Here is a 16,302-nt window from a genome sequence, read left to right on the forward strand (position 1 = left end):
CGCTGCGTGCGGGACGCGAGCACCGGGGGTGTCCCGAGTCTGCGAGAGCGGTGATTCGGATCGGTAAGCGGTCTGTTTCGGCGCTCGGTCCGGCGCGTTGCGGGCGTGTGACACGCCGCGTGCGGCGACCGGGCCGGGCCGTCACGGGTGGACGGGCGCCCCGTCGGGGCCGCCCGCCGTCGGGCGCGGGGCGTCCGACGGCACCGGCTGGCCGGCGGCGCTCGGCGCGGCCCCGCGCCCGCCGCTGAGGACCGCGCCGACGACGCCGGAGACGACGAGGACGAGCAGGGCGAGCTGGACGCCGACGGCGAAGTGGTCCGCCTCCGCGCCCGGGAGCGGGAAGTCGCCCGCGTAGACCGCCCGGCGGGCGTCGGCCGACAGCGGCGCCGTCGAGACCGCGAGGGCGACCGCCGTCGTGACCAGGAACCCGGCGTTGAGCAGGGTCGAGCGGATCCCGTTCGACACGCCGCGCCGGTTCGTCGGGGTGATGAGCATGATGAGGCTCGTGTTCGGCGTCATGAACGTCCCGATGCCGAGCCCCAGGAGCGCGAGCGACACGTAGGCGCCCACGGCCACGGTGTCGGTGCGGACCGCGACGGCGAGCGAGGCGGCGGCCACGACGATCATCACCATGCCGGCCACCGCCAGGCGGGCGACCGGCACACGGCCCACCAGCCGCCCCGCGACCTGCGCGGCCACGATCGTGGACAGCGGGGCGACGACGACCATCGTCGCGACCTCGAACGCCGACGCGCCCTGCGTCGCCTGCAGGTGCGTGGACAGCAGCAGGATGACCGCGTACTGGCTGAACCCGGAGACGAACACCGCGGCGTACCGCCGCCCGAGGCGCGGAACCCGGAAGAGCGACAGGTCCACGAGCGGGCTGGCGACGCGCGTCTGCGTCCCCACGAAGACCGCGAGCAGGACGAGCGCTCCGCCGACGAGCAGCGGCGCCGTCGGACCGGACCAGCCTGCCGCCGACCCGGCGGACATGCCGGCGACGAACAGCGACAGGCTGCTCACGAGGGTCAGCGACCCCACGACGTCGACCCGCTCGCGCCCGGTCCCGGGACGCCCCGGCACGAGGCGGAGCGAGACCAGCAGGCTGAGCAGCGCGACCGGCCCGGACACGAGGAAGATGACGCGCCAGTCCGCGAGCTCCGACGCGAGGCCCCCGACCACCGGGCCGAGCGCCTGGCCGAACGCGGCGGACGTCGCGTTCATGCCGAGGGCCGCCGGCAGACGCTCGCGCGGGAAGACGTCGGTGAGGATCGCGGTGGTGTTGGTGATGATGGCCGCGGCGCCGACGCCCTGCACGAGCCGCGCGACGACGAACGCCCCCGCCCCCTGGACGAGCCCCGCGGCGAGGCTGCCCACGAGGAACACCAGCACGCCCACGACGTAGATCCGCTTGCGGCCGAAGATGTCCGACAGCCGGCCGAACACGATGATGAGCGCGGTCATGACGAGCTGGTAGGCGAGGATGAACCACGTCGTCTCGGCGGGGCTCGCGCCGAACTCCCGCGAGACCTGCGGGAGCAGGATCGTGAGGCTCGTCGCGCCGACGAAGACCAGCACGACGTTCACGCTGGTCGCGACGAGGACCGGCCAGGCGCCGCGCTCGCGCGCGGCGCCGCTCACGAGCCCTGGCCCGTGAGGACCGGCTCGGTGGCGCGCTGCGCGCGCTTGAGCCGGGCGATGTGCTCGAACACGGCCGGGACCTTGTCCCGCGCGAAGGGGAAGGTGGCGCGCAGCTCCTCGACGCGGTCGAGGTCGAGCTCGGCGTGCAGCACGTGCGGTGCCGTGTGGGCGGGCGCGACGTCGACCAGCTCGCCGTGCGGGCTGACGACGCACGAGAGCCCGAACGAGCTGGTCGAGCGCCCGTCGACCGTCTCCACCCCGGCGCGGTTCGCGGCGACGGTCCAGGCCTGGGCGTCCTTGCCGCGGATCTGCAGCTCGTGCACGAAGTGGCCCTCGCGCGCGCCCATGGAGCTGACGAGGACGAAGACCACCTCGGCGCCCAGCGTGCGCGCCGCCTCCCAGTACTCGGGGAAGCTGCGGTCGTAGCAGATCAGCGTCGAGAAGCGCGCCCCGAACGCCTCGAAGAGGACCGGGCCGGAGCCCGGCTCGAAGAACAGCTTCTCGTCGACGGGGACGCCCGAGCCGGAGCCCTGCGGGATCGACGTCTTGCGGTAGGTGGGGACGGTCGACCCGTCGAGCGCGGTCCCGGGGACGAGCCGTCCCTGCGCGTCCACCACGACGGCGGAGTTGTACAGGGCGCCGTCCTCCGCGCGCTCGTACATGCCGAGGACCACCCCGACGCCGAGCTCGGCGGCGACCGCGGCGAACGCGGCCGTGGTCGGGCCCGGGACGGGCTCGGCCCAGGCCGTGTAGGCCTCGTCGCCCGTGAGGCCGAAGTACGGGGTGGTGATGAGCTCGGGGAAGAGCACGACGTCGGTACCGGGGACGGCGGCCTCGCGGAACAGCGCGAGCAGCCCGGCGACGGCCTCCTCGCGGTCCGCGGGGATCGAGCCGGTCTGCACGACGGCGACGTTGAGCGGCATGGTGCTTCCTTTCACGGGGTTCCGGGGGCCGGCCGGCACCCGGGCGGAGCGTCAGGCGGCGGGGACGACCTGCGACGGCAGGACGAACCGCACGTCCGGCTCGGCGGCGAGACGGGCGAGGAACCGGTCGGCGACGTCGGCGTAGCAGGCCTGGCCCAGCACCCAGCCGGCCCAGCTGAGGCCGAGGAAGCGCGGGCCGACCTCGGCGACGTCGGCGAGCAGCCGGTCGACGGTGTCGTTGAGGAGCTGCTCGTAGTCCTGGAACGTCCCGCCGCGGACGTAGAGCTGGAACGAGTCCTCGGTGTCGAGGCCGAACGGCACGGCGTACAGGCCGGCCGCGGCGCCGTCGAGCGCGACGGGACGCTCGTCGACGGTCCAGTCGCCGAACCACGTGACGCCGGACTCGCGCAGGACCTGCGTGGTGCGGTCCGTGCACCCGCGCTCCGGGCCGAACCAGCCCGTGGCGTCGAGGCCCGTGGCCGCGCGGACGGCGTCCAGGGACCGGGCGACGTAGTCCCGCTCCTCCTGCGGGGTCATGCCGGAGTCGATGACGGACGTCGCCGCCTCGCCGCGCACGACGACCTCTCCTGCTGCGCTCGCGACCCGGCGCGCGAGCCCGGGAACCTCGCGGCAGCCGTACGCGTCGAGCGCGACGGCGGTGGGCACGCCGTGCCGGTCGGCGGTCCGCAGGAGCCGGTCCAAGCCGTTCGTGAGGCCGAACTCGTACTGCGAGACCTTGGCGACCTGCCCGCGCTCCGGACCGCCCTTCGGCTCCGGGTACGACCCGCCGACGCCGCCGGGCATGGCGGCCGGGCGGTACTGCCCCTCGGCGTTGACGTCGAGGTAGTACCCGGCGTGCAGGAGGACGGAGACGGTCAGGGGGGCGGGGCCGTCCCACGGCTCGCGGTGCGTGTCGTAGCCGTGCGGCAGCGTGGGTGCGAAGACGGTCGTGCCGGGCGGGTTGATGTCGATGTGCGTCATGCGCTCGCTCCTGCGTGCTCGTCGAGCAGCGCGCGCGAGAACGCGACCTGCTCGTCGTAGAAGTTCTCGAGGTAGTGGTCGGTGATGGCGCCGGCGGTGGTCACCCAGACGCGGTCGTCGCTGCGCACGTGGTCGAAGATCGCCTCGAGGTACGCGGCGGCGTTCGGCTGGCCCATGACGAACGGGTGCGTGGCGAGGCACACGACACGCCCCTGGCCGTCCTCCTCGGCGTCACGCAGCAGGCGGTCGACCTGGGCCTTGGCGAGGTCGACGAGGTACTGCTTGGGGTGGCTGCGCGCGAGCACCATCGGCACGTCGTTGAGCGTGAACGAGTAGGGCACGCTCACGAGCCTCTTGCCGGACTCGGTGAGCAGGGGGCGCGGCTGCTCGTCGTGGACAAAGTCGGCGAAGTACGTCATCCCGTGCTCGACCATGATGTCCGCGGTGCGGTAGGTCGAGGAGATGCGCGGCCCGAGCATGCCCTTGATGGGCCGCCCCGCGTAGTAGGTGAGGGCGAGCTGCTGGCTCGTGGCGAAGAACTCGTGCTCCTCCTCGGGCGTCTTGCCGTAGAGGGGGCGCAGGTTGGAGATGCCGTGGCTCATGATCTCCCAGTCGCGCTCGAGCATCGCGTCGCGGATCTCGGGCTGCTCCTGCAGGAGCGCGAGGCTGAGGGAGACGGTCGACGGCATCGCGTAGCGGTCGACGGCGCGCAGCATGCGCCAGAACGCGGTCCGGTTGCCGGAGTCGCGGTGCATGTAGTGCTCCGCGTCGGGCGGGGTGACGCGCGCGGCCATGCGCCGTCCCTCGGGGGCGAGCCAGTCGTAGTGCTCGACGTTCGGGGCGTGCCAGAAGGCGACCGTCCTGCCGTCCGGCCAGGTGACGCGCGGCCGGTCGGCCATCGGTGAGTAGAGCATCCGCTCGTTGGGGGTGAGCATCGGTACCTCCGTTGCTGGGCAGGGCGGAGCAGGCCTCGCGCCGGGTGGCGCGAGAGCCGTGCGAGGAAGAGGGGGTCGGCGGTGCGGCGGTTCAGGCGACGTCGGCGTCGCCGGCGCCGCGGAACCGCTTGCCGACCGTGTTGACCAGCAGGACGAACAGGCGGTCCGTGAGCAGGCCGAGCGCCCCGAGGACGAGGATCGCGGAGAAGACGTCGGGCACGTTGGTCGATGTCATGCCGTTGTTGACCATGACACCCAGGCCGGTGGAGGCGCCGAGCATCTCGGCGGAGACGACGGTCATGAACGCGTTGCCCATCGCCACACGGGCTCCGGCCGCGATGTACGGGACGCTGGCGGGGAGCGTGACCCAGGCCATGCGCTGCCACCAGCTCGCCCCGGTCACCCCGGCCATGCGCACCATGTCGCGCGGCACCTTGGTGGTGCCCTCGATCGTGTTGAGGGCGACGACGAACACGCTCGTGTAGACGATGAGCAGGATCTTCGCGCTCTCGCCCGTGCCGAACCACACGAGCACGGGACCGAACCACGCGAGCGGCGGGACGAACCGGAAGAAGGTCACGAGGGGCGCCGCGAGGCCGGCGGCGACCCGGCTCCCGCCGAGCAGGAGCCCGAGGAGGACGCCCGCGAGAGAACCGACGAGGAAGCCGGCGACGATGCGGGTCAGGCTCGCACCGACCGCCTCGCCGAGCGTGCCGTCCGCGAGGTTCTCGCCGAACGCCTCCGCGACGGCGAGCGGACCGGGGAACAGCAGAGGCACGCCGTAGGCACGGGCGCCCCACTCCCACAGGGCGACGAGGACGACGAGCGAGCCGAGCAGGACGCCGGCCCGGCGCAGGGCGCGCGCGACCTGGGCCCCCGTGACGACGACGCGGCGCGGGGCGCGCTCGACCGTCGAGGTCGTGCCGAGCGTGGTGGAGACAGCCATCACCGGACCTCCCGTCCTGCGTAGTACTTCTCGAGGAACAGCGTGCGCAGCGCGAGGAACGTGACGTCGAAGAGGTACCCGACGACGCCGAGGACGAGGATCCCGGCGAACATCGTCGCCGTGTCGGAGAACGTCCTCGCGCTGTAGATGACGTACCCGAGCCCGGACTGGCCGATGATCATCTCGGCGCCGATCACCGCCATGAACGACAGCCCGAGCGCGAGACGGGCCCCTGCCATGACGTACGGGACCGCGTTCGGCACGAGGATCCGCAGGAACGTCCCGGCCGGCGACGAGCCGACGGCGCGCGCCATGCGCAGCTTGTCGGGCTCGACCGCGGCGATGCCGCTGATCGTGTTGATCGCGACGGGGAACAGCGCGGCGTACACGACGACGAAGAGGATCGACGGCTCCCCCACGCCGAGCCAGATGGTCGCCGGGACGATCCACGCGATCGGGGCGACCATGCGCAGGAAGTTCAGGTAGGGGTTGAGCAGCGTGCGCACCGGGCGGAACGAGCCGATGCCCGCACCGACCACCAGGCCGGCGGCCGCTCCCAGGACGAAGCCGAGCACCGCCCGGCGCAGCGTGTCGACGACCTGCGGCCGCGTCTCGGGGTCGGTGACGAGCTCGCCGAGCGCGCCCGCGACCGCGGTGGGGGCGGGCAGGACGAGCGGGTTGGCGGTGACCATCGACGCCGCCTGCCACACCACGACGGCGATGCCGACGCCGGCGACACCGAGGAGCGCGCGACCGACCCGCGGCGACGTGACGGGCGACGGCAGGGCCGGGGCGCTCATGCCGCCTCCGTCAGGTCGCCGAGCGGACGCCGGGCCTTGGCCGCCGTCACCGTGGCCTCGAGGCGGTCGACGAGCGCGTTGAGCTCGGGGCCGCGTCGGCGCGGGCGCGGCAGGTCGACGTCGACGACCGAGTGCAGGTACGCGCGCGGGCCGGCGCTCATCACGCCGACGCGGTCGGCGAGGATGACCGCCTCGGCGATGTCGTGCGTGATGAACAGGACCGTGCGCCGCTCGCGCTCCCAGATGCTCGACAGCTCGAGCTGCAGGGAGGTGCGCGTCTGGGCGTCGAGCGCACCGAAGGGCTCGTCCATGAGGAGCATGCGCGAGTCGGTGACGAGGCCGCGCGCGATCTGCACGCGCTGCTTCATGCCGCCCGAGAGTTCGTGCGGGAGCTTGTCGGCCTGGTGCGCGAGCTCCACGAGCTCGAGGACGTGCTGGCCGCGCCGGCGGCGTTCCGCCGTGCCGACGCCCGCGACCTTGAGCGGGAACTCGACGTTCTGCCGCACCGTGAGCCAGCCGAGGAGCGACTCGTGGCCCTGGAAGACGACGGCGCGGTCGGGGCCGGGTGCGGTGATCCGCTCGCCGGCGACGAGCATCTCGCCCGCCGTCGGCCGCTCGAACCCGGCGACCTGGTTGAGGATCGTCGTCTTGCCGCACCCGGAGGGGCCGAGGAGCACGAAGAACTCGCCGGAGCGGATCTGCAGGTCGACGTGCTCCATGACGGGCGGCAACGAGCTGCGATAGCTGTAGGAGACGTCGCGCACGTCCAGCAGCGGCGCGGCGGACGTCGTCGGGGGAACAGTCATGGGACACCGTCCTGGGGATCGAGGACTCCCGGCGGGACCGCCGGCGACGTGCTCACGCTAGGAGCGCGACGTTGCCCGTCCCTTTCCCCGCTGTTTCCGCACCGTGCCCGGCGCGTTTCGCCGGTGTAACCCGTCAGCCGTCGAGGTCGCGCAGGCGTGCGGAGGCCTCGGCGGCCGCCTCGACGACGACCTCCGCCAGCCGGGCGATCGTGTCGTCGTCGGCACGCTCCGCGAGGTAGGCGACCGAGAGCGACCCGGCGGGGCGCCCGTCGCGGTCGAGCACCGCCGCCGCGATCGACGCCGAGTGCTTGACCCGCTCGCCGTCCGAGCGGGCCCAGCCCCGCTCGCGCGCGACGCGGACGCGTTCGCGGATGACCTGCTCGTCCGTGACCGTCGACGAGGTCAGCCGGGGGCGCGGCAGGCGCAGCACCTGCTCCACGTCCTCGTCGGGCAGCGCGGCGAGGATGACGATGCCGTTCGCCCCGACGACGAGCGAGACGCGCTCGCCGAGCGTCACCGAGATGCGGATCTCCTGCATGCTCTCGACCTGGCCGACGTAGCAGCGCTCGTAGCCCTGGCGGGCGCTGAGGGTCGTGGTCTCGCCGGTGAGCGCGGCGAGGCGGGCGATGACGGGCGTGCCGGCGGTGCGGAGCGCGTCGCGGCGCCGCGCCTCCTGGCCCAGCCCGACGGCCGCGTGCCCGGTGCGGTACCGGCTCGTCGCCGGGTCCTGCACGGCGAAGCCGAACTGGCGCAGCTCGACGAGGACCCGGTGGACCTCGCCCGTGGAGATCGACGTCGCGGTCGCGATCTCCTGCACGCTCAGCGGGTGCGCGGCGTTCGTGAGCTGCTGCAGCACGAGGAGCGTCCGCGCCGTGGTGGTCGCCCCGGAAGGACCGCCGTCCATGAAGTGCTCCCCTGCTCGTGCCGCGTCGTCCGGGGGCCGAGCCTAACCCTGCGTCCGTGCCGGACCGGCGGACGCGGCGCCCGACGGCACGGCGCGGCGCCCGGCCCCTCCCGGCCGGGCGCCGCGTCGGCTCAGCGGAAGCGGCGCCCCTCGTCGCGCCGGTACGCGACGACCGCCAGGGCGGCGAACAGCGCCGTCCAGCCGATCAGCACGGGCCACGCCCACGGGTTGGCCGGCTCGCCCGTGAGGGCCTGGACGAGCAGGTCGCGCCCGGCGCGCGTCGGCGTCGCCTGGGAGATGCCGTCGAGCCAGTCGGGGAACAGCATCGGCGGGAGGAACAGGCCGCCCGCGAACGCGAGCGGGAACAGGATCACCTGCACGACGGGCAGCGCCGCCTTGGCGGAGAGCGAGTACCCGATCGCCATGCCGAGCAGGACGAACGGGACGGAGACGAGCAGGATCGTCCCGACGCCCGCGACGAGCTCCGTCACCGTGACGGACGCGTCCGTGAACAGCCACCCGATGAGGACGAGCGGCACGAGCCCGAACAGCGCGAAGATGCCGCCGTTGAGCACGCGCGCGATCATCCGCGGCGCGGGGCCGGCGGGCAGCGACCGCAGGAACGGGTCGAACGGGAGCTGGCGGTCCTCCGCGACGCCCAGGCCGTACGTGAACAGGCTCGCCGAGCAGACGGCGAACAGTCCTAGCGCTGCGACGGAGGTCGTCGCCGCGACCGGGTCCTGCGCGACCGCGGGCTGCGGCACGACGAAGAAGAACATCGCGAGCGCGGGGAACAGCAGGTTGCCGAGGACGGCGATCGGCACGCGCACCGTCTCGAGGAACTGGTACTTCAGGTGCAGCCACGTGAGCCGCACCGCCCCCGGTCCTCCGGTGCCCGTCGCGGGGACGGTCGTGGTGCTGGTCGTGGTGCTCATCGGGATCCCTCCGCCGTGTCGTCGTGCGCGACCATCTCCTCGAACGCCTCCTCGAGGCTCGCGCCGCGGATCTCGAGGTCGCGGAAGTCCGTGCCGGACGTGACGAGGTCGCGGACGAACGCGTCGGCGTCGGGCGTGTAGAGCTCCTGGCGACCGTCGGCGAGCGTCTCGGCCCGCACGACGCCCGGCCGCGCCGCGAGGTCGACGCCCGTCCGCACGGCGACGCGGCGCAGCGACACCCGGCGCAGGATCGCCTCGAGCGTGTCGTCGGCCTTCACGACGCCCTGGTCGATGACGACGACGCGCTGCGCGAGCGCCTGCACCTCCTCGAGGTAGTGGCTCGTGAGCAGCACGGTCCCGCCGCCCGCGTGGTACGTGCGGATCGCGTCCCACAGCGCCTGCCGGGCGCCGACGTCGAGGCCGGTCGTGGGCTCGTCGAGCAGGACGACGCGCGGGCGTCCGACGAGGGACAGCGCGACGGCGAGGCGCCGCTTCTGCCCGCCGGACATCGCGCCCGTCTGGCGGCCGGCGAGCTCGCTGAGCCCGAACTGCTCGAGCAGCTCGCCGGTCGGGACGGGGTCGGGGTAGTGGCCGCCGACGAAGTCGACGACCTCGCGCACCTTGAGCGTCGCGGGCAGGCCGGTCTCCTGCGGCGTGATGCCGAGGCCGAGGCGGCTGCGGGCATCGCGCGGGTCGCCACCGAAGAGGCGCACGGCGCCCTCGTCGGGCCGGCGCTGCCCGCTGACGAGCGAGAGCAGCGTCGACTTACCGGCGCCGTTCGGGCCGAGCAGGCCGACGAGCTCGCCCGAGCCGACGGTCAGGGAGACGCCGTCGAGCGCGACGACCTTGCCGAAGCGCTTCGTGACGCCCTGGGCGGTCACCAGGGGCGCCGCGGGGTCCGACGGCGCGTGCGCGGCGCGCGCGGCGGCGCGCGGCGGGGCGGGAGGTGCGGTCATGATGCGGTTCCTCTCAGGAGGGACGTCAGCGTGGCCGTGTACGTCTCGAACGCGACGCGGCCGGCGCCGGTGAGCCGGAGGTAGGTGGCGGGCGTGCGGCCCTCGTGGGTCTTCGTGACGTGGACGTAGCCCGCGTCCTCGAGCTTGCGCAGGTGGGTCGACAGGTTGCCCGCGGTCATGTCGAGCAGCTTCTGGAGCTTGGGGAACGACAGCTCGTCCCCCTCGCCGAGCGCGGCGAGCGTCGCGACGACGCGCAGCCGGGCGGGTGCGTGGATGACCGGGTCGAGCTCGACGTCAGGCATCGGCCACCTCCGGCGACCGTCCGCGCAGGGTGCGTGGGCCGTCGAGCGCGCGCCGGCGCCGTCGGGCGCCCAGGAGGTGCTCGATCGCAGCCATGACGAGGAAGCCGCCCCCGCCGAGGAGCGCCATGACGAGGTAGGTGTGGGGCAGGCCCGCGAACGTGGCGACCGCCGCGACGAGCAGGATCCACACGCCCAGCACGAACAGGCGCGTGTCCTGGAACGCGGCGGACCCGCCGAGGTAGAGCAGCCCGACGACGACGCACGCGAACGCGTTGCTCGCGAGGGACATCACCTCGTCGGACGCGCCTGCGCGGGCGAGGCCGCCGAGCACGAGGCCCAGGGTGAGGAAGCCGAGCATCCACGACCAGCCGTAGAGCGCACCCGTGCGGGCGCTGACGCCGCGCGTGCCGGCCGTGCGGCTGACGCTGTGGACGATCGTGAACGCGACGGCCGCGATGATCGCCCCGCCGAAGACGGCGAACGCCCACGGCTCGGGCTGGCTGCCGTCGCCCTGCTCGCGCGAGCTCACCCACAGGCAGAGGTAGCCCGCGAGCCACGCGACGCCCCACGCCAGGTAGAGCAGGCGGCCGTCGGGCTCCGTCGCGGTGCGCGCCCGGTCCTGCTGCTCGCGGATGAGCCGCAGCGACTCCGCCGGGTCGAACGCCTCGTCGTCGGGTCGGTCGCCTGTCATGGTTCTCCTTCGGTGCCAAGTGGTTTGCGGTGCAAAGTAGTTTCCATGATGCCCTGGTGATGGCGGTCCTGGCAAGCACTGCGGGCGATCTACGTCCGGCCTACCGTCGAGGCACGTCCGACCGCCGACCGGAGGGAGCGTCGTGGGACTCGCCCTCGTGTACGCCGCGGTGGGTGTCGTGACCGTCGCGCTCGCCCTTCTCGGCCGCCGCGTGCAGGGATGGCCGGTCTCCGAGCCCCTCGTCGGGCTCGTCCTGGGCGTCGCGCTCGGCCAGCTCGGCGCGCTGGGCGGGACGGGCACCCTGGGCTGGGACGAGAGCCGGCGCGACACCCTGCTCCTCGAGTCGTCCCGGCTGCTCCTCGCCGCCTCGGTCATGGCCGCCGCGCTCCGCTTCCCGACGTCCCGGCTCCGGGAGGTGTGGCGCCCCGTCCTCTGGCTCCTCGTCATCGCCATGCCCGTCGCCGCCGTGGCCTCCGGCGCGCTCGCCCTGGCCGCCGGGCTCCCCCTCGCGCTCGCGGCCGTCGTCGGGGCCTGCCTGAGCCCGACCGACCCCGTCCTCGCCGCGTCCGTCGTCTCGGGCGACCTGGCGAAGCGCTCGCTCCCGGGTCGCCTGCGCGCCGCGCTCACCGCCGAGAGCGGCGCGAACGACGGCCTCGCCCTGCCGCTCGTGGCCGTCGCCGTGTCGTTCGCACTGCCCTCGCGGGACACCGGGAACGAGCTCGTGCGCCTCGCCTGGGAGGTCGGCGGCGCGGTCGCGATCGGGATCGCCCTCGGTCTCGCCACCGCGGCCGGACGGCGCGCCGCGACACGCCACCACGACCTCGACGACGGCCCAGCCCTCGTGCTCACCCTGCTGCTGGCGGTCGCGGTCCTCGGCGTCGCGCGGGTGGCGCAGACGGACGGCGTGCTCGCCGTCTTCGTCGCCGGCCTCGCCTACGGGGCCCGCACGGACGCGGCGACCCGCGAGCGCCAGGACACCGTCGACGAGGCGGTGAACCGGTACGCCGTCGTCCCGTTCTTCGCGGTCGTCGGCGCCGCGCTCCCGTGGGCGGACTGGGCCGCGCTGGGGCCGGGCGCCGTGGTGCTCGTCGTGGGCGCGCTGCTGGTGCGGCGCCTCCCGGTCGTGCTCGCGCTGGCGCCGGCGCTGGGGATGTCGCGGCGCGACGCCCTGTTCGCCGGCTGGTTCGGCCCCATGGGCGTCTCCGCGGTGTTCTACCTGGCGCACGCCCGTGACGAGGGCGTCGCCGACCCGCGGGTCTTCGCGGCCGGGATGCTCGTGGTCGTGGCGAGCACCGTCGTGCACGGCGTCACCGCCGCGCCGGGGGCACGGCTCTACGCTCGCCGGACGTCGTCGTAATGTGATATCACTTTGCTATACGACGATGCGCGGCCGCGACGGCCGCAGGAGAGGACGACGCCATGACCGAGACCGCCGCCCCACCGCAGGAGTCCGTCGGCGGTGAGCCGACCGGGCGCCCCGTCGGCCACGCCGGCACCCGCGTCGACGTGACGGAACGACCCGCCTGGTCGCTCGGCGCGGGCGGCGCGATCCTCGCGCTCGTCCTCGCCGTCGTGCTCTTCGGCGCCGGCGTCGTGCTGTTCGCCGTGGCCACCCCGGGTGCCGTCGTGGGCGCGATCCTGTGCTTCGTCGTCGGTGTCGGGCTGTTCACGGGCGTCTCGGTCGTCAGCCCCGGCCAGACGCTCGTCGTGCAGCTCTTCGGCCGCTACCTCGGCACCATCCGCCGCACGGGCCTCGTCATGACCGTGCCGCTCACGACGCGCCGCCGCGTGTCCGTGCGCGTGCGCAACTTCGAGACGAGCGAGCTCAAGGTCAACGACGCCGACGGCAACCCCATCAACATCGCGGCCATCGTCGTGTGGCAGGTCGCCGACACCGCCAAGGCCAGCTTCGCGGTCGAGGACTACGACGACTTCGTCGTCGTCCAGGCCGAGTCGGCCCTGCGCCACGTCGCGATGTCGCACCCGTACGACGACGCCGACGCCGGCGAGGAGTCGCTGCGCGGCGCGACCGAGGTCGTGTCCGCCGAGATCGCGGCGGAGGTCGCCGAGCGCGTCGTCGTCGCCGGGGTCGAGGTCATCGAGGCCCGCATCTCCAACCTCGCCTACGCGCCCGAGATCGCCCAGGCGATGCTCCAGCGCCAGCAGGCGGGCGCCATCATCGCGGCCCGCTCCCGCATCGTCGAGGGCGCGGTCTCCATGGTCGAGGACGCGCTCGCACGGCTCGAGCGGGACGACGTCGTCGTCCTCGACGACGAGCGCCGCGCCACGATGGTGTCCAACCTCCTCGTCGTGCTCTGCGGCGAGAGCCGCGCTACGCCGGTCGTCAACGCGGGGTCGCTCTACCAGTGACGGGCGCGGAGCCGGACCTGCCCGACGACGGCGAGCAGCCGTCGTCGGGCACCGGCGCGCCCGAGGGCGCGGCGCGGCCGCGGAAGGCGCAGCGCAAGTCCGTGCTGCTGCGGCTCGACCCGGCCGTGCATGACGCGCTCGCCCGCTGGGCCGCGGACGACCTGCGCAGCGTCAACGCCCAGGTCGAGATGCTGCTGCGCCGGGCGCTCGCCGACGCCGGGCGGCTGCCCCGCGACGTCTCGCCCGTGCGCCGGCCGGGCCGCCCGCCGCGCGCGCCGTGACCCCAGAGGCTCCCAGGCGACGTCGAGGGGCCGTGCGGGTGGCGGTGCTATAACCGGACGGTGCCCCACCAGCCCGCTGACGCCGTGCCGTCAACCGTCGTGACCCCCGAACCGCCGGTCGGCACCGCCCCCGTGCGCCCGGAGCGCGCGGCCCGACGGCGCATCGCCGCGGAGATCTGGATCGTCCTCGGCCTGAGCCTCGGGCAGTCCGCGGTGTACGCGCTCATCAACATCGTCGCGCGGCTCACCGCGGACACCCCGCTCCGGGAGCAGTCCGCGAGCCTCAACGTCAGCCAGTCCGCGCGCCCGTACCTCGACCTGACGTACCAGTTCGTCGGCATCTTCTTCGCCGTGCTGCCCGTGGCGCTCGCGCTGTACCTGCTCAGCGCGCGCGGGCGCTCGGCGGTCCGAGCGATCGGGCTCGACGGAGCCCGGCCGGTGCGTGACGCCGGTTGGGGGTTCGCGCTCGCGGCCGCGATCGGGATCCCCGGTCTCGCGTTCTACCTGGTCGGACGCGCCATGGGCATCACCGTGGAGGTCCAGGCGTCGGCGCTCAACGCCGCGTGGTGGACCGTCCCGGTGCTCCTCCTGTCCGCCCTGCAGAACGGGCTGCTCGAGGAGGTCGTCGCGGTCGGGTACCTGCACGAGCGCACGCGCGACCTCGGCTGGGGGCGCGTGAAGTTCGTCGTGTGGAGCTCGCTGCTGCGCGGCGCCTACCACCTGTACCAGGGCATCGGGCCGTTCATCGGCAACGTCGTCATGGGCGTCGTCTTCTCCTGGTGGTACACGTCCCGGTGGGGACGGCACCGCGTCATGCCGCTCGTGATCGCCCACACGCTGCTCGACGTCGTCGCGTTCGTCGGGTACGCGCTCCTGCCGCTCGAGTGGAAGCAGTCGCTCGGCCTGGCGTGACGACGGCGGCCCGGGGCTCGTGGAGGACTGCGGCGGTCAGGCCCTGATCGCCAGGCAGGAGTCGACGACGCGCCAGTCGCTCGGCGCCTCGAGCTCGACGTCGCCTCGCGCGTCGTAGGTGGCGCCGACGACGTGCTCGGGGTCGTCGCTCGTGGTCGTGACCCGCGGCCCGCCGCACGCGCTCAAGAGGTACTCGGCGTCGTGCTCGATCCACACGCAGAGGCTTCCCGGGGCGTCCGGCTGCTCGACGAGGAAGTACGCGTAGCCGCCCTCGTCGTGCAGCAGCCGCGTCTCGCCGACCTCGGGGGCATGCGGGCTCGCGACGCCGACCTCGTCGTCGGGTCCGGCCTCGGCCTCGAACACGCGCGAGGGCTCGCACTCCGAGCCTCCGGCGCTGCACGCCGCGACAGTCGCCACGAGGAGGACCGCGAGCGCCGGGGCGAGTCGCGTCCTGAGACCGTGCGGCTGGTCGAGTCGTCGGTGCATCCGCCATCCCGTCGTCGCGATCGAAGGTGGCCCACGAAATCAAAGCGTCAAGGAATCGGCAAATCGACGTCTACGCTGTGCTCGGACCACGCGCGCCCGTGCCGGCGGAGCGGGACCCGTCAGCCGCTGCGGCGAGGAGTCAACCTTCCTGCTCCCCGGTGCGTTGTAGCAGGTGATGAGGACGGTCGAACTGGAGGACCAGGTGCAGCAGGGGGCCGGGGCGACGGAGCTCGGGGTCGAGGCACTGCTGCCGCTCGGCGGCGCGCGGTCGCCCGAGGTGGAGTTCGAGGCGTTCGTGCGGGACTCCGCCTCCGCGCTGGAGACGACGGCCTATCTGCTCGCCGGTGACCGGCACCGCGCGCAGGAGCTGACCCAGCAGGCGTTCGAGCGCGTCTGGCGCGCCTGGCCGCGGGCCCGCCAGGACCCGCTGCCCTACGCGCGGCGCGTGCTGGTGAACCTCCGCGTCGACCACTGGCGGCGACGTCGCCGCGAGCGCCTCGTCGAGTCCGTCCCGGAGTCCTCGCAGGCGTCGGCCGAGGACGCCGTCGTGCAGCGCGACGAGCTGGTGCGCGCGCTCATGGCCCTGCCCGTGCGCCAGCGCCGGATCGTGGTGATGCGGCACCTGCTGGACCTGTCCGTCGAGCAGGTGAGCACCGAGCTGGGCGTGACGCCGGGGACGGTCAAGGCCAGCGCGTCGCGCGGCCTCGCCGCGCTGCGCGTCGTCCTGGGAGAGGAGGAGCGGTGAACGACGACCGCCTTGCCGCCGCGCTGCGCGACCGCGTGCGCCGCGCCCCGATCCACTCGGACCTCGAACCCGGGGCGGTCCTCGGGCGGGCTCGCCGGACTCAGGCACGACGCCGGACGCTCGGCGCCGCCGGGTCGCTCACCGCGGTCGCCGCGGTCGCGGTCCTGGCCGTCCCCGCGCTGTCGGACGTGACCGGCACCGACCGGTCCCGCGACGTCGCGGCGACGATGGCCGGCCGTCCGGCGAGCACGCCGGAGCCCGGGACGACCACCACCGCGCCGGGGCCGGCACGGGATGTCAACGGCGTCCGGGCTTGCAGCGGGTTCTCGAACTCGAGCACGGGGAACAGTGCCACGGGCTTCGACGAGAACGGTCGCCCCGTCGAGGTCAGTGGTCTCGAGGGATGGTGGAACGGCACACCGGCTAACGCCGACGGCGGCATGCTTCCCGTCGAGGAATGGCCGCAGCAGATCCTCGACCACCCCGCGACGGTGACGCTCGAGACGGTCGACGGCACGGTGCTCGAGTCGTTCGACCGCCGCACCTGCACCGGTGTCACCGACTACGTCCCGCCACCGCTCGACCAGCTCCCGCCGGACGCGATCGTCGTGCTGGACGCCCAGACCGGCGAGGTCCTCGCCGAGCACCCGCTGAACACTCCCGACTCGTAACCGGGGCAAGCAGACTG

Annotated in this window: 19 protein-coding genes; 6 read left to right on the plus strand and 13 right to left on the minus strand. The window is 73.9% G+C overall.

The features are described from left to right. Window positions 1–141: 141 nt before the first annotated feature. The 12 genes from JZ5iCDA_RS03665 to JZ5iCDA_RS03720 form a co-directional block, all read right to left on the minus strand. Window positions 142–1,641, minus strand: coding sequence for an MFS transporter (locus JZ5iCDA_RS03665; protein WP_069385910.1), 1,500 nt, complete (start codon window positions 1,639–1,641; stop codon window positions 142–144). Further along, entirely contained in the window at window positions 1,638–2,564 is a 927-nt protein-coding gene (locus JZ5iCDA_RS03670) for a carbon-nitrogen hydrolase family protein (RefSeq protein WP_069385911.1), read from the minus strand. The genes JZ5iCDA_RS03665 and JZ5iCDA_RS03670 overlap by 4 nt, the downstream gene beginning before the upstream one ends. Before the next feature lie 51 nt (window positions 2,565–2,615). After that, window positions 2,616–3,545, minus strand: a complete 930-nt coding sequence (locus tag JZ5iCDA_RS03675; RefSeq protein WP_069385912.1) for a hypothetical protein — start codon at window positions 3,543–3,545, stop codon at window positions 2,616–2,618. Next, window positions 3,542–4,480 carry a polysaccharide deacetylase family protein gene (locus JZ5iCDA_RS03680; RefSeq protein WP_069385913.1) on the minus strand — a complete coding sequence of 313 codons (939 nt, stop codon included), beginning with the start codon at window positions 4,478–4,480 and terminating at the stop codon, window positions 3,542–3,544. Before JZ5iCDA_RS03680 ends, JZ5iCDA_RS03675 begins: the two co-directional genes overlap by 4 nt. Window positions 4,481–4,571: 91 nt before the next feature. Then, the gene (locus JZ5iCDA_RS03685; RefSeq protein WP_083259629.1) at window positions 4,572–5,426 is read right to left on the minus strand and encodes an ABC transporter permease; all 855 of its coding nucleotides are present in this window, start codon (window positions 5,424–5,426) and stop codon (window positions 4,572–4,574) included. Beyond that, window positions 5,426–6,226, minus strand: a complete 801-nt coding sequence (locus tag JZ5iCDA_RS03690; RefSeq protein WP_069385914.1) for an ABC transporter permease — start codon at window positions 6,224–6,226, stop codon at window positions 5,426–5,428. The genes JZ5iCDA_RS03685 and JZ5iCDA_RS03690 overlap by 1 nt, the downstream gene beginning before the upstream one ends. Then, window positions 6,223–7,032, minus strand: coding sequence for an ABC transporter ATP-binding protein (locus JZ5iCDA_RS03695; RefSeq protein WP_069385915.1), 810 nt, complete (start codon window positions 7,030–7,032; stop codon window positions 6,223–6,225). The genes JZ5iCDA_RS03690 and JZ5iCDA_RS03695 overlap by 4 nt, the downstream gene beginning before the upstream one ends. A 133-nt stretch (window positions 7,033–7,165) precedes the next feature. Then, window positions 7,166–7,936 carry an IclR family transcriptional regulator gene (locus JZ5iCDA_RS03700; RefSeq protein WP_069385916.1) on the minus strand — a complete coding sequence of 257 codons (771 nt, stop codon included), beginning with the start codon at window positions 7,934–7,936 and terminating at the stop codon, window positions 7,166–7,168. Window positions 7,937–8,067: 131 nt separating this feature from the next. After that, on the minus strand, window positions 8,068–8,871 hold the full coding sequence (locus tag JZ5iCDA_RS03705; RefSeq protein ID WP_069385917.1) for an ABC transporter permease: 804 nt from the start codon (window positions 8,869–8,871) through the stop codon (window positions 8,068–8,070). Further along, window positions 8,868–9,827, minus strand: a complete 960-nt coding sequence (locus tag JZ5iCDA_RS03710) for an ABC transporter ATP-binding protein (RefSeq protein ID WP_083259630.1) — start codon at window positions 9,825–9,827, stop codon at window positions 8,868–8,870. The genes JZ5iCDA_RS03705 and JZ5iCDA_RS03710 overlap by 4 nt, the downstream gene beginning before the upstream one ends. Further along, entirely contained in the window at window positions 9,824–10,129 is a 306-nt protein-coding gene (locus JZ5iCDA_RS03715; RefSeq protein WP_069385918.1) for a transcriptional regulator, read from the minus strand. Before JZ5iCDA_RS03715 ends, JZ5iCDA_RS03710 begins: the two co-directional genes overlap by 4 nt. After that, window positions 10,122–10,820 (minus strand): hypothetical protein, encoded by a 699-nt coding sequence (locus JZ5iCDA_RS03720; protein WP_069385919.1) that lies wholly within the window; start codon window positions 10,818–10,820, stop codon window positions 10,122–10,124. Before JZ5iCDA_RS03720 ends, JZ5iCDA_RS03715 begins: the two co-directional genes overlap by 8 nt. Window positions 10,821–10,962: 142 nt before the next feature. Between JZ5iCDA_RS03720 and JZ5iCDA_RS03725 the strand changes: the two genes are divergently transcribed. From JZ5iCDA_RS03725 to JZ5iCDA_RS03740, 4 genes are all read left to right on the plus strand, one after another. After that, entirely contained in the window at window positions 10,963–12,177 is a 1,215-nt protein-coding gene (locus JZ5iCDA_RS03725; protein ID WP_069385920.1) for a cation:proton antiporter domain-containing protein, read from the plus strand. A gap of 62 nt (window positions 12,178–12,239) precedes the next feature. Continuing rightward, on the plus strand, window positions 12,240–13,190 hold the full coding sequence (locus JZ5iCDA_RS03730) for an SPFH domain-containing protein (protein ID WP_069385921.1): 951 nt from the start codon (window positions 12,240–12,242) through the stop codon (window positions 13,188–13,190). Further along, window positions 13,187–13,471 carry a toxin-antitoxin system HicB family antitoxin gene (locus JZ5iCDA_RS19590; RefSeq protein ID WP_253181936.1) on the plus strand — a complete coding sequence of 95 codons (285 nt, stop codon included), beginning with the start codon at window positions 13,187–13,189 and terminating at the stop codon, window positions 13,469–13,471. Before JZ5iCDA_RS03730 ends, JZ5iCDA_RS19590 begins: the two co-directional genes overlap by 4 nt. 99 nt (window positions 13,472–13,570) lie before the next feature. Beyond that, window positions 13,571–14,383 (plus strand): CPBP family intramembrane glutamic endopeptidase, encoded by an 813-nt coding sequence (locus JZ5iCDA_RS03740; RefSeq protein ID WP_083259631.1) that lies wholly within the window; start codon window positions 13,571–13,573, stop codon window positions 14,381–14,383. Window positions 14,384–14,419: 36 nt separating this feature from the next. Here JZ5iCDA_RS03740 and JZ5iCDA_RS03745 read toward each other — a convergent pair whose 3' ends face one another. Beyond that, window positions 14,420–14,869, minus strand: a complete 450-nt coding sequence (locus JZ5iCDA_RS03745) for a hypothetical protein (protein WP_069385922.1) — start codon at window positions 14,867–14,869, stop codon at window positions 14,420–14,422. 175 nt (window positions 14,870–15,044) lie between these two features. On the opposite strand from JZ5iCDA_RS03745, the gene JZ5iCDA_RS03750 reads away from it, so the two are divergent. Continuing rightward, on the plus strand, window positions 15,045–15,614 hold the full coding sequence (locus JZ5iCDA_RS03750) for a SigE family RNA polymerase sigma factor (protein WP_069385943.1): 570 nt from the start codon (window positions 15,045–15,047) through the stop codon (window positions 15,612–15,614). Further along, on the plus strand, window positions 15,611–16,285 hold the full coding sequence (locus JZ5iCDA_RS03755; protein WP_069385923.1) for a hypothetical protein: 675 nt from the start codon (window positions 15,611–15,613) through the stop codon (window positions 16,283–16,285). Before JZ5iCDA_RS03750 ends, JZ5iCDA_RS03755 begins: the two co-directional genes overlap by 4 nt. The last annotated feature ends 17 nt before the right edge of the window (window positions 16,286–16,302 follow it).

This window comes from Cellulosimicrobium cellulans (assembly GCF_001722485.1).
GTDB lineage: Bacteria > Actinomycetota > Actinomycetes > Actinomycetales > Cellulomonadaceae > Cellulosimicrobium > Cellulosimicrobium cellulans_A.

Coding starts and splice junctions, on each gene's coding strand:
- JZ5iCDA_RS03685 (WP_083259629.1), bottom strand. CDS start 5,426: ATGGCTGTCTCCACCACGCTCGGCACGACCTCGACGGTCGAGCGCGCC.
- JZ5iCDA_RS03705 (WP_069385917.1), bottom strand. CDS start 8,871: ATGAGCACCACGACCAGCACCACGACCGTCCCCGCGACGGGCACCGGA.
- JZ5iCDA_RS03695 (WP_069385915.1), bottom strand. CDS start 7,032: ATGACTGTTCCCCCGACGACGTCCGCCGCGCCGCTGCTGGACGTGCGC.
- JZ5iCDA_RS03690 (WP_069385914.1), bottom strand. CDS start 6,226: ATGAGCGCCCCGGCCCTGCCGTCGCCCGTCACGTCGCCGCGGGTCGGT.
- JZ5iCDA_RS03720 (WP_069385919.1), bottom strand. CDS start 10,820: ATGACAGGCGACCGACCCGACGACGAGGCGTTCGACCCGGCGGAGTCG.
- JZ5iCDA_RS03670 (WP_069385911.1), bottom strand. CDS start 2,564: ATGCCGCTCAACGTCGCCGTCGTGCAGACCGGCTCGATCCCCGCGGAC.
- JZ5iCDA_RS03730 (WP_069385921.1), top strand. CDS start 12,240: ATGACCGAGACCGCCGCCCCACCGCAGGAGTCCGTCGGCGGTGAGCCG.
- JZ5iCDA_RS03715 (WP_069385918.1), bottom strand. CDS start 10,129: ATGCCTGACGTCGAGCTCGACCCGGTCATCCACGCACCCGCCCGGCTG.
- JZ5iCDA_RS03700 (WP_069385916.1), bottom strand. CDS start 7,936: ATGGACGGCGGTCCTTCCGGGGCGACCACCACGGCGCGGACGCTCCTC.
- JZ5iCDA_RS03750 (WP_069385943.1), top strand. CDS start 15,045: ATGAGGACGGTCGAACTGGAGGACCAGGTGCAGCAGGGGGCCGGGGCG.
- JZ5iCDA_RS03675 (WP_069385912.1), bottom strand. CDS start 3,545: ATGACGCACATCGACATCAACCCGCCCGGCACGACCGTCTTCGCACCC.
- JZ5iCDA_RS03745 (WP_069385922.1), bottom strand. CDS start 14,869: ATGCACCGACGACTCGACCAGCCGCACGGTCTCAGGACGCGACTCGCC.
- JZ5iCDA_RS03710 (WP_083259630.1), bottom strand. CDS start 9,827: ATGACCGCACCTCCCGCCCCGCCGCGCGCCGCCGCGCGCGCCGCGCAC.
- JZ5iCDA_RS03680 (WP_069385913.1), bottom strand. CDS start 4,480: ATGCTCACCCCCAACGAGCGGATGCTCTACTCACCGATGGCCGACCGG.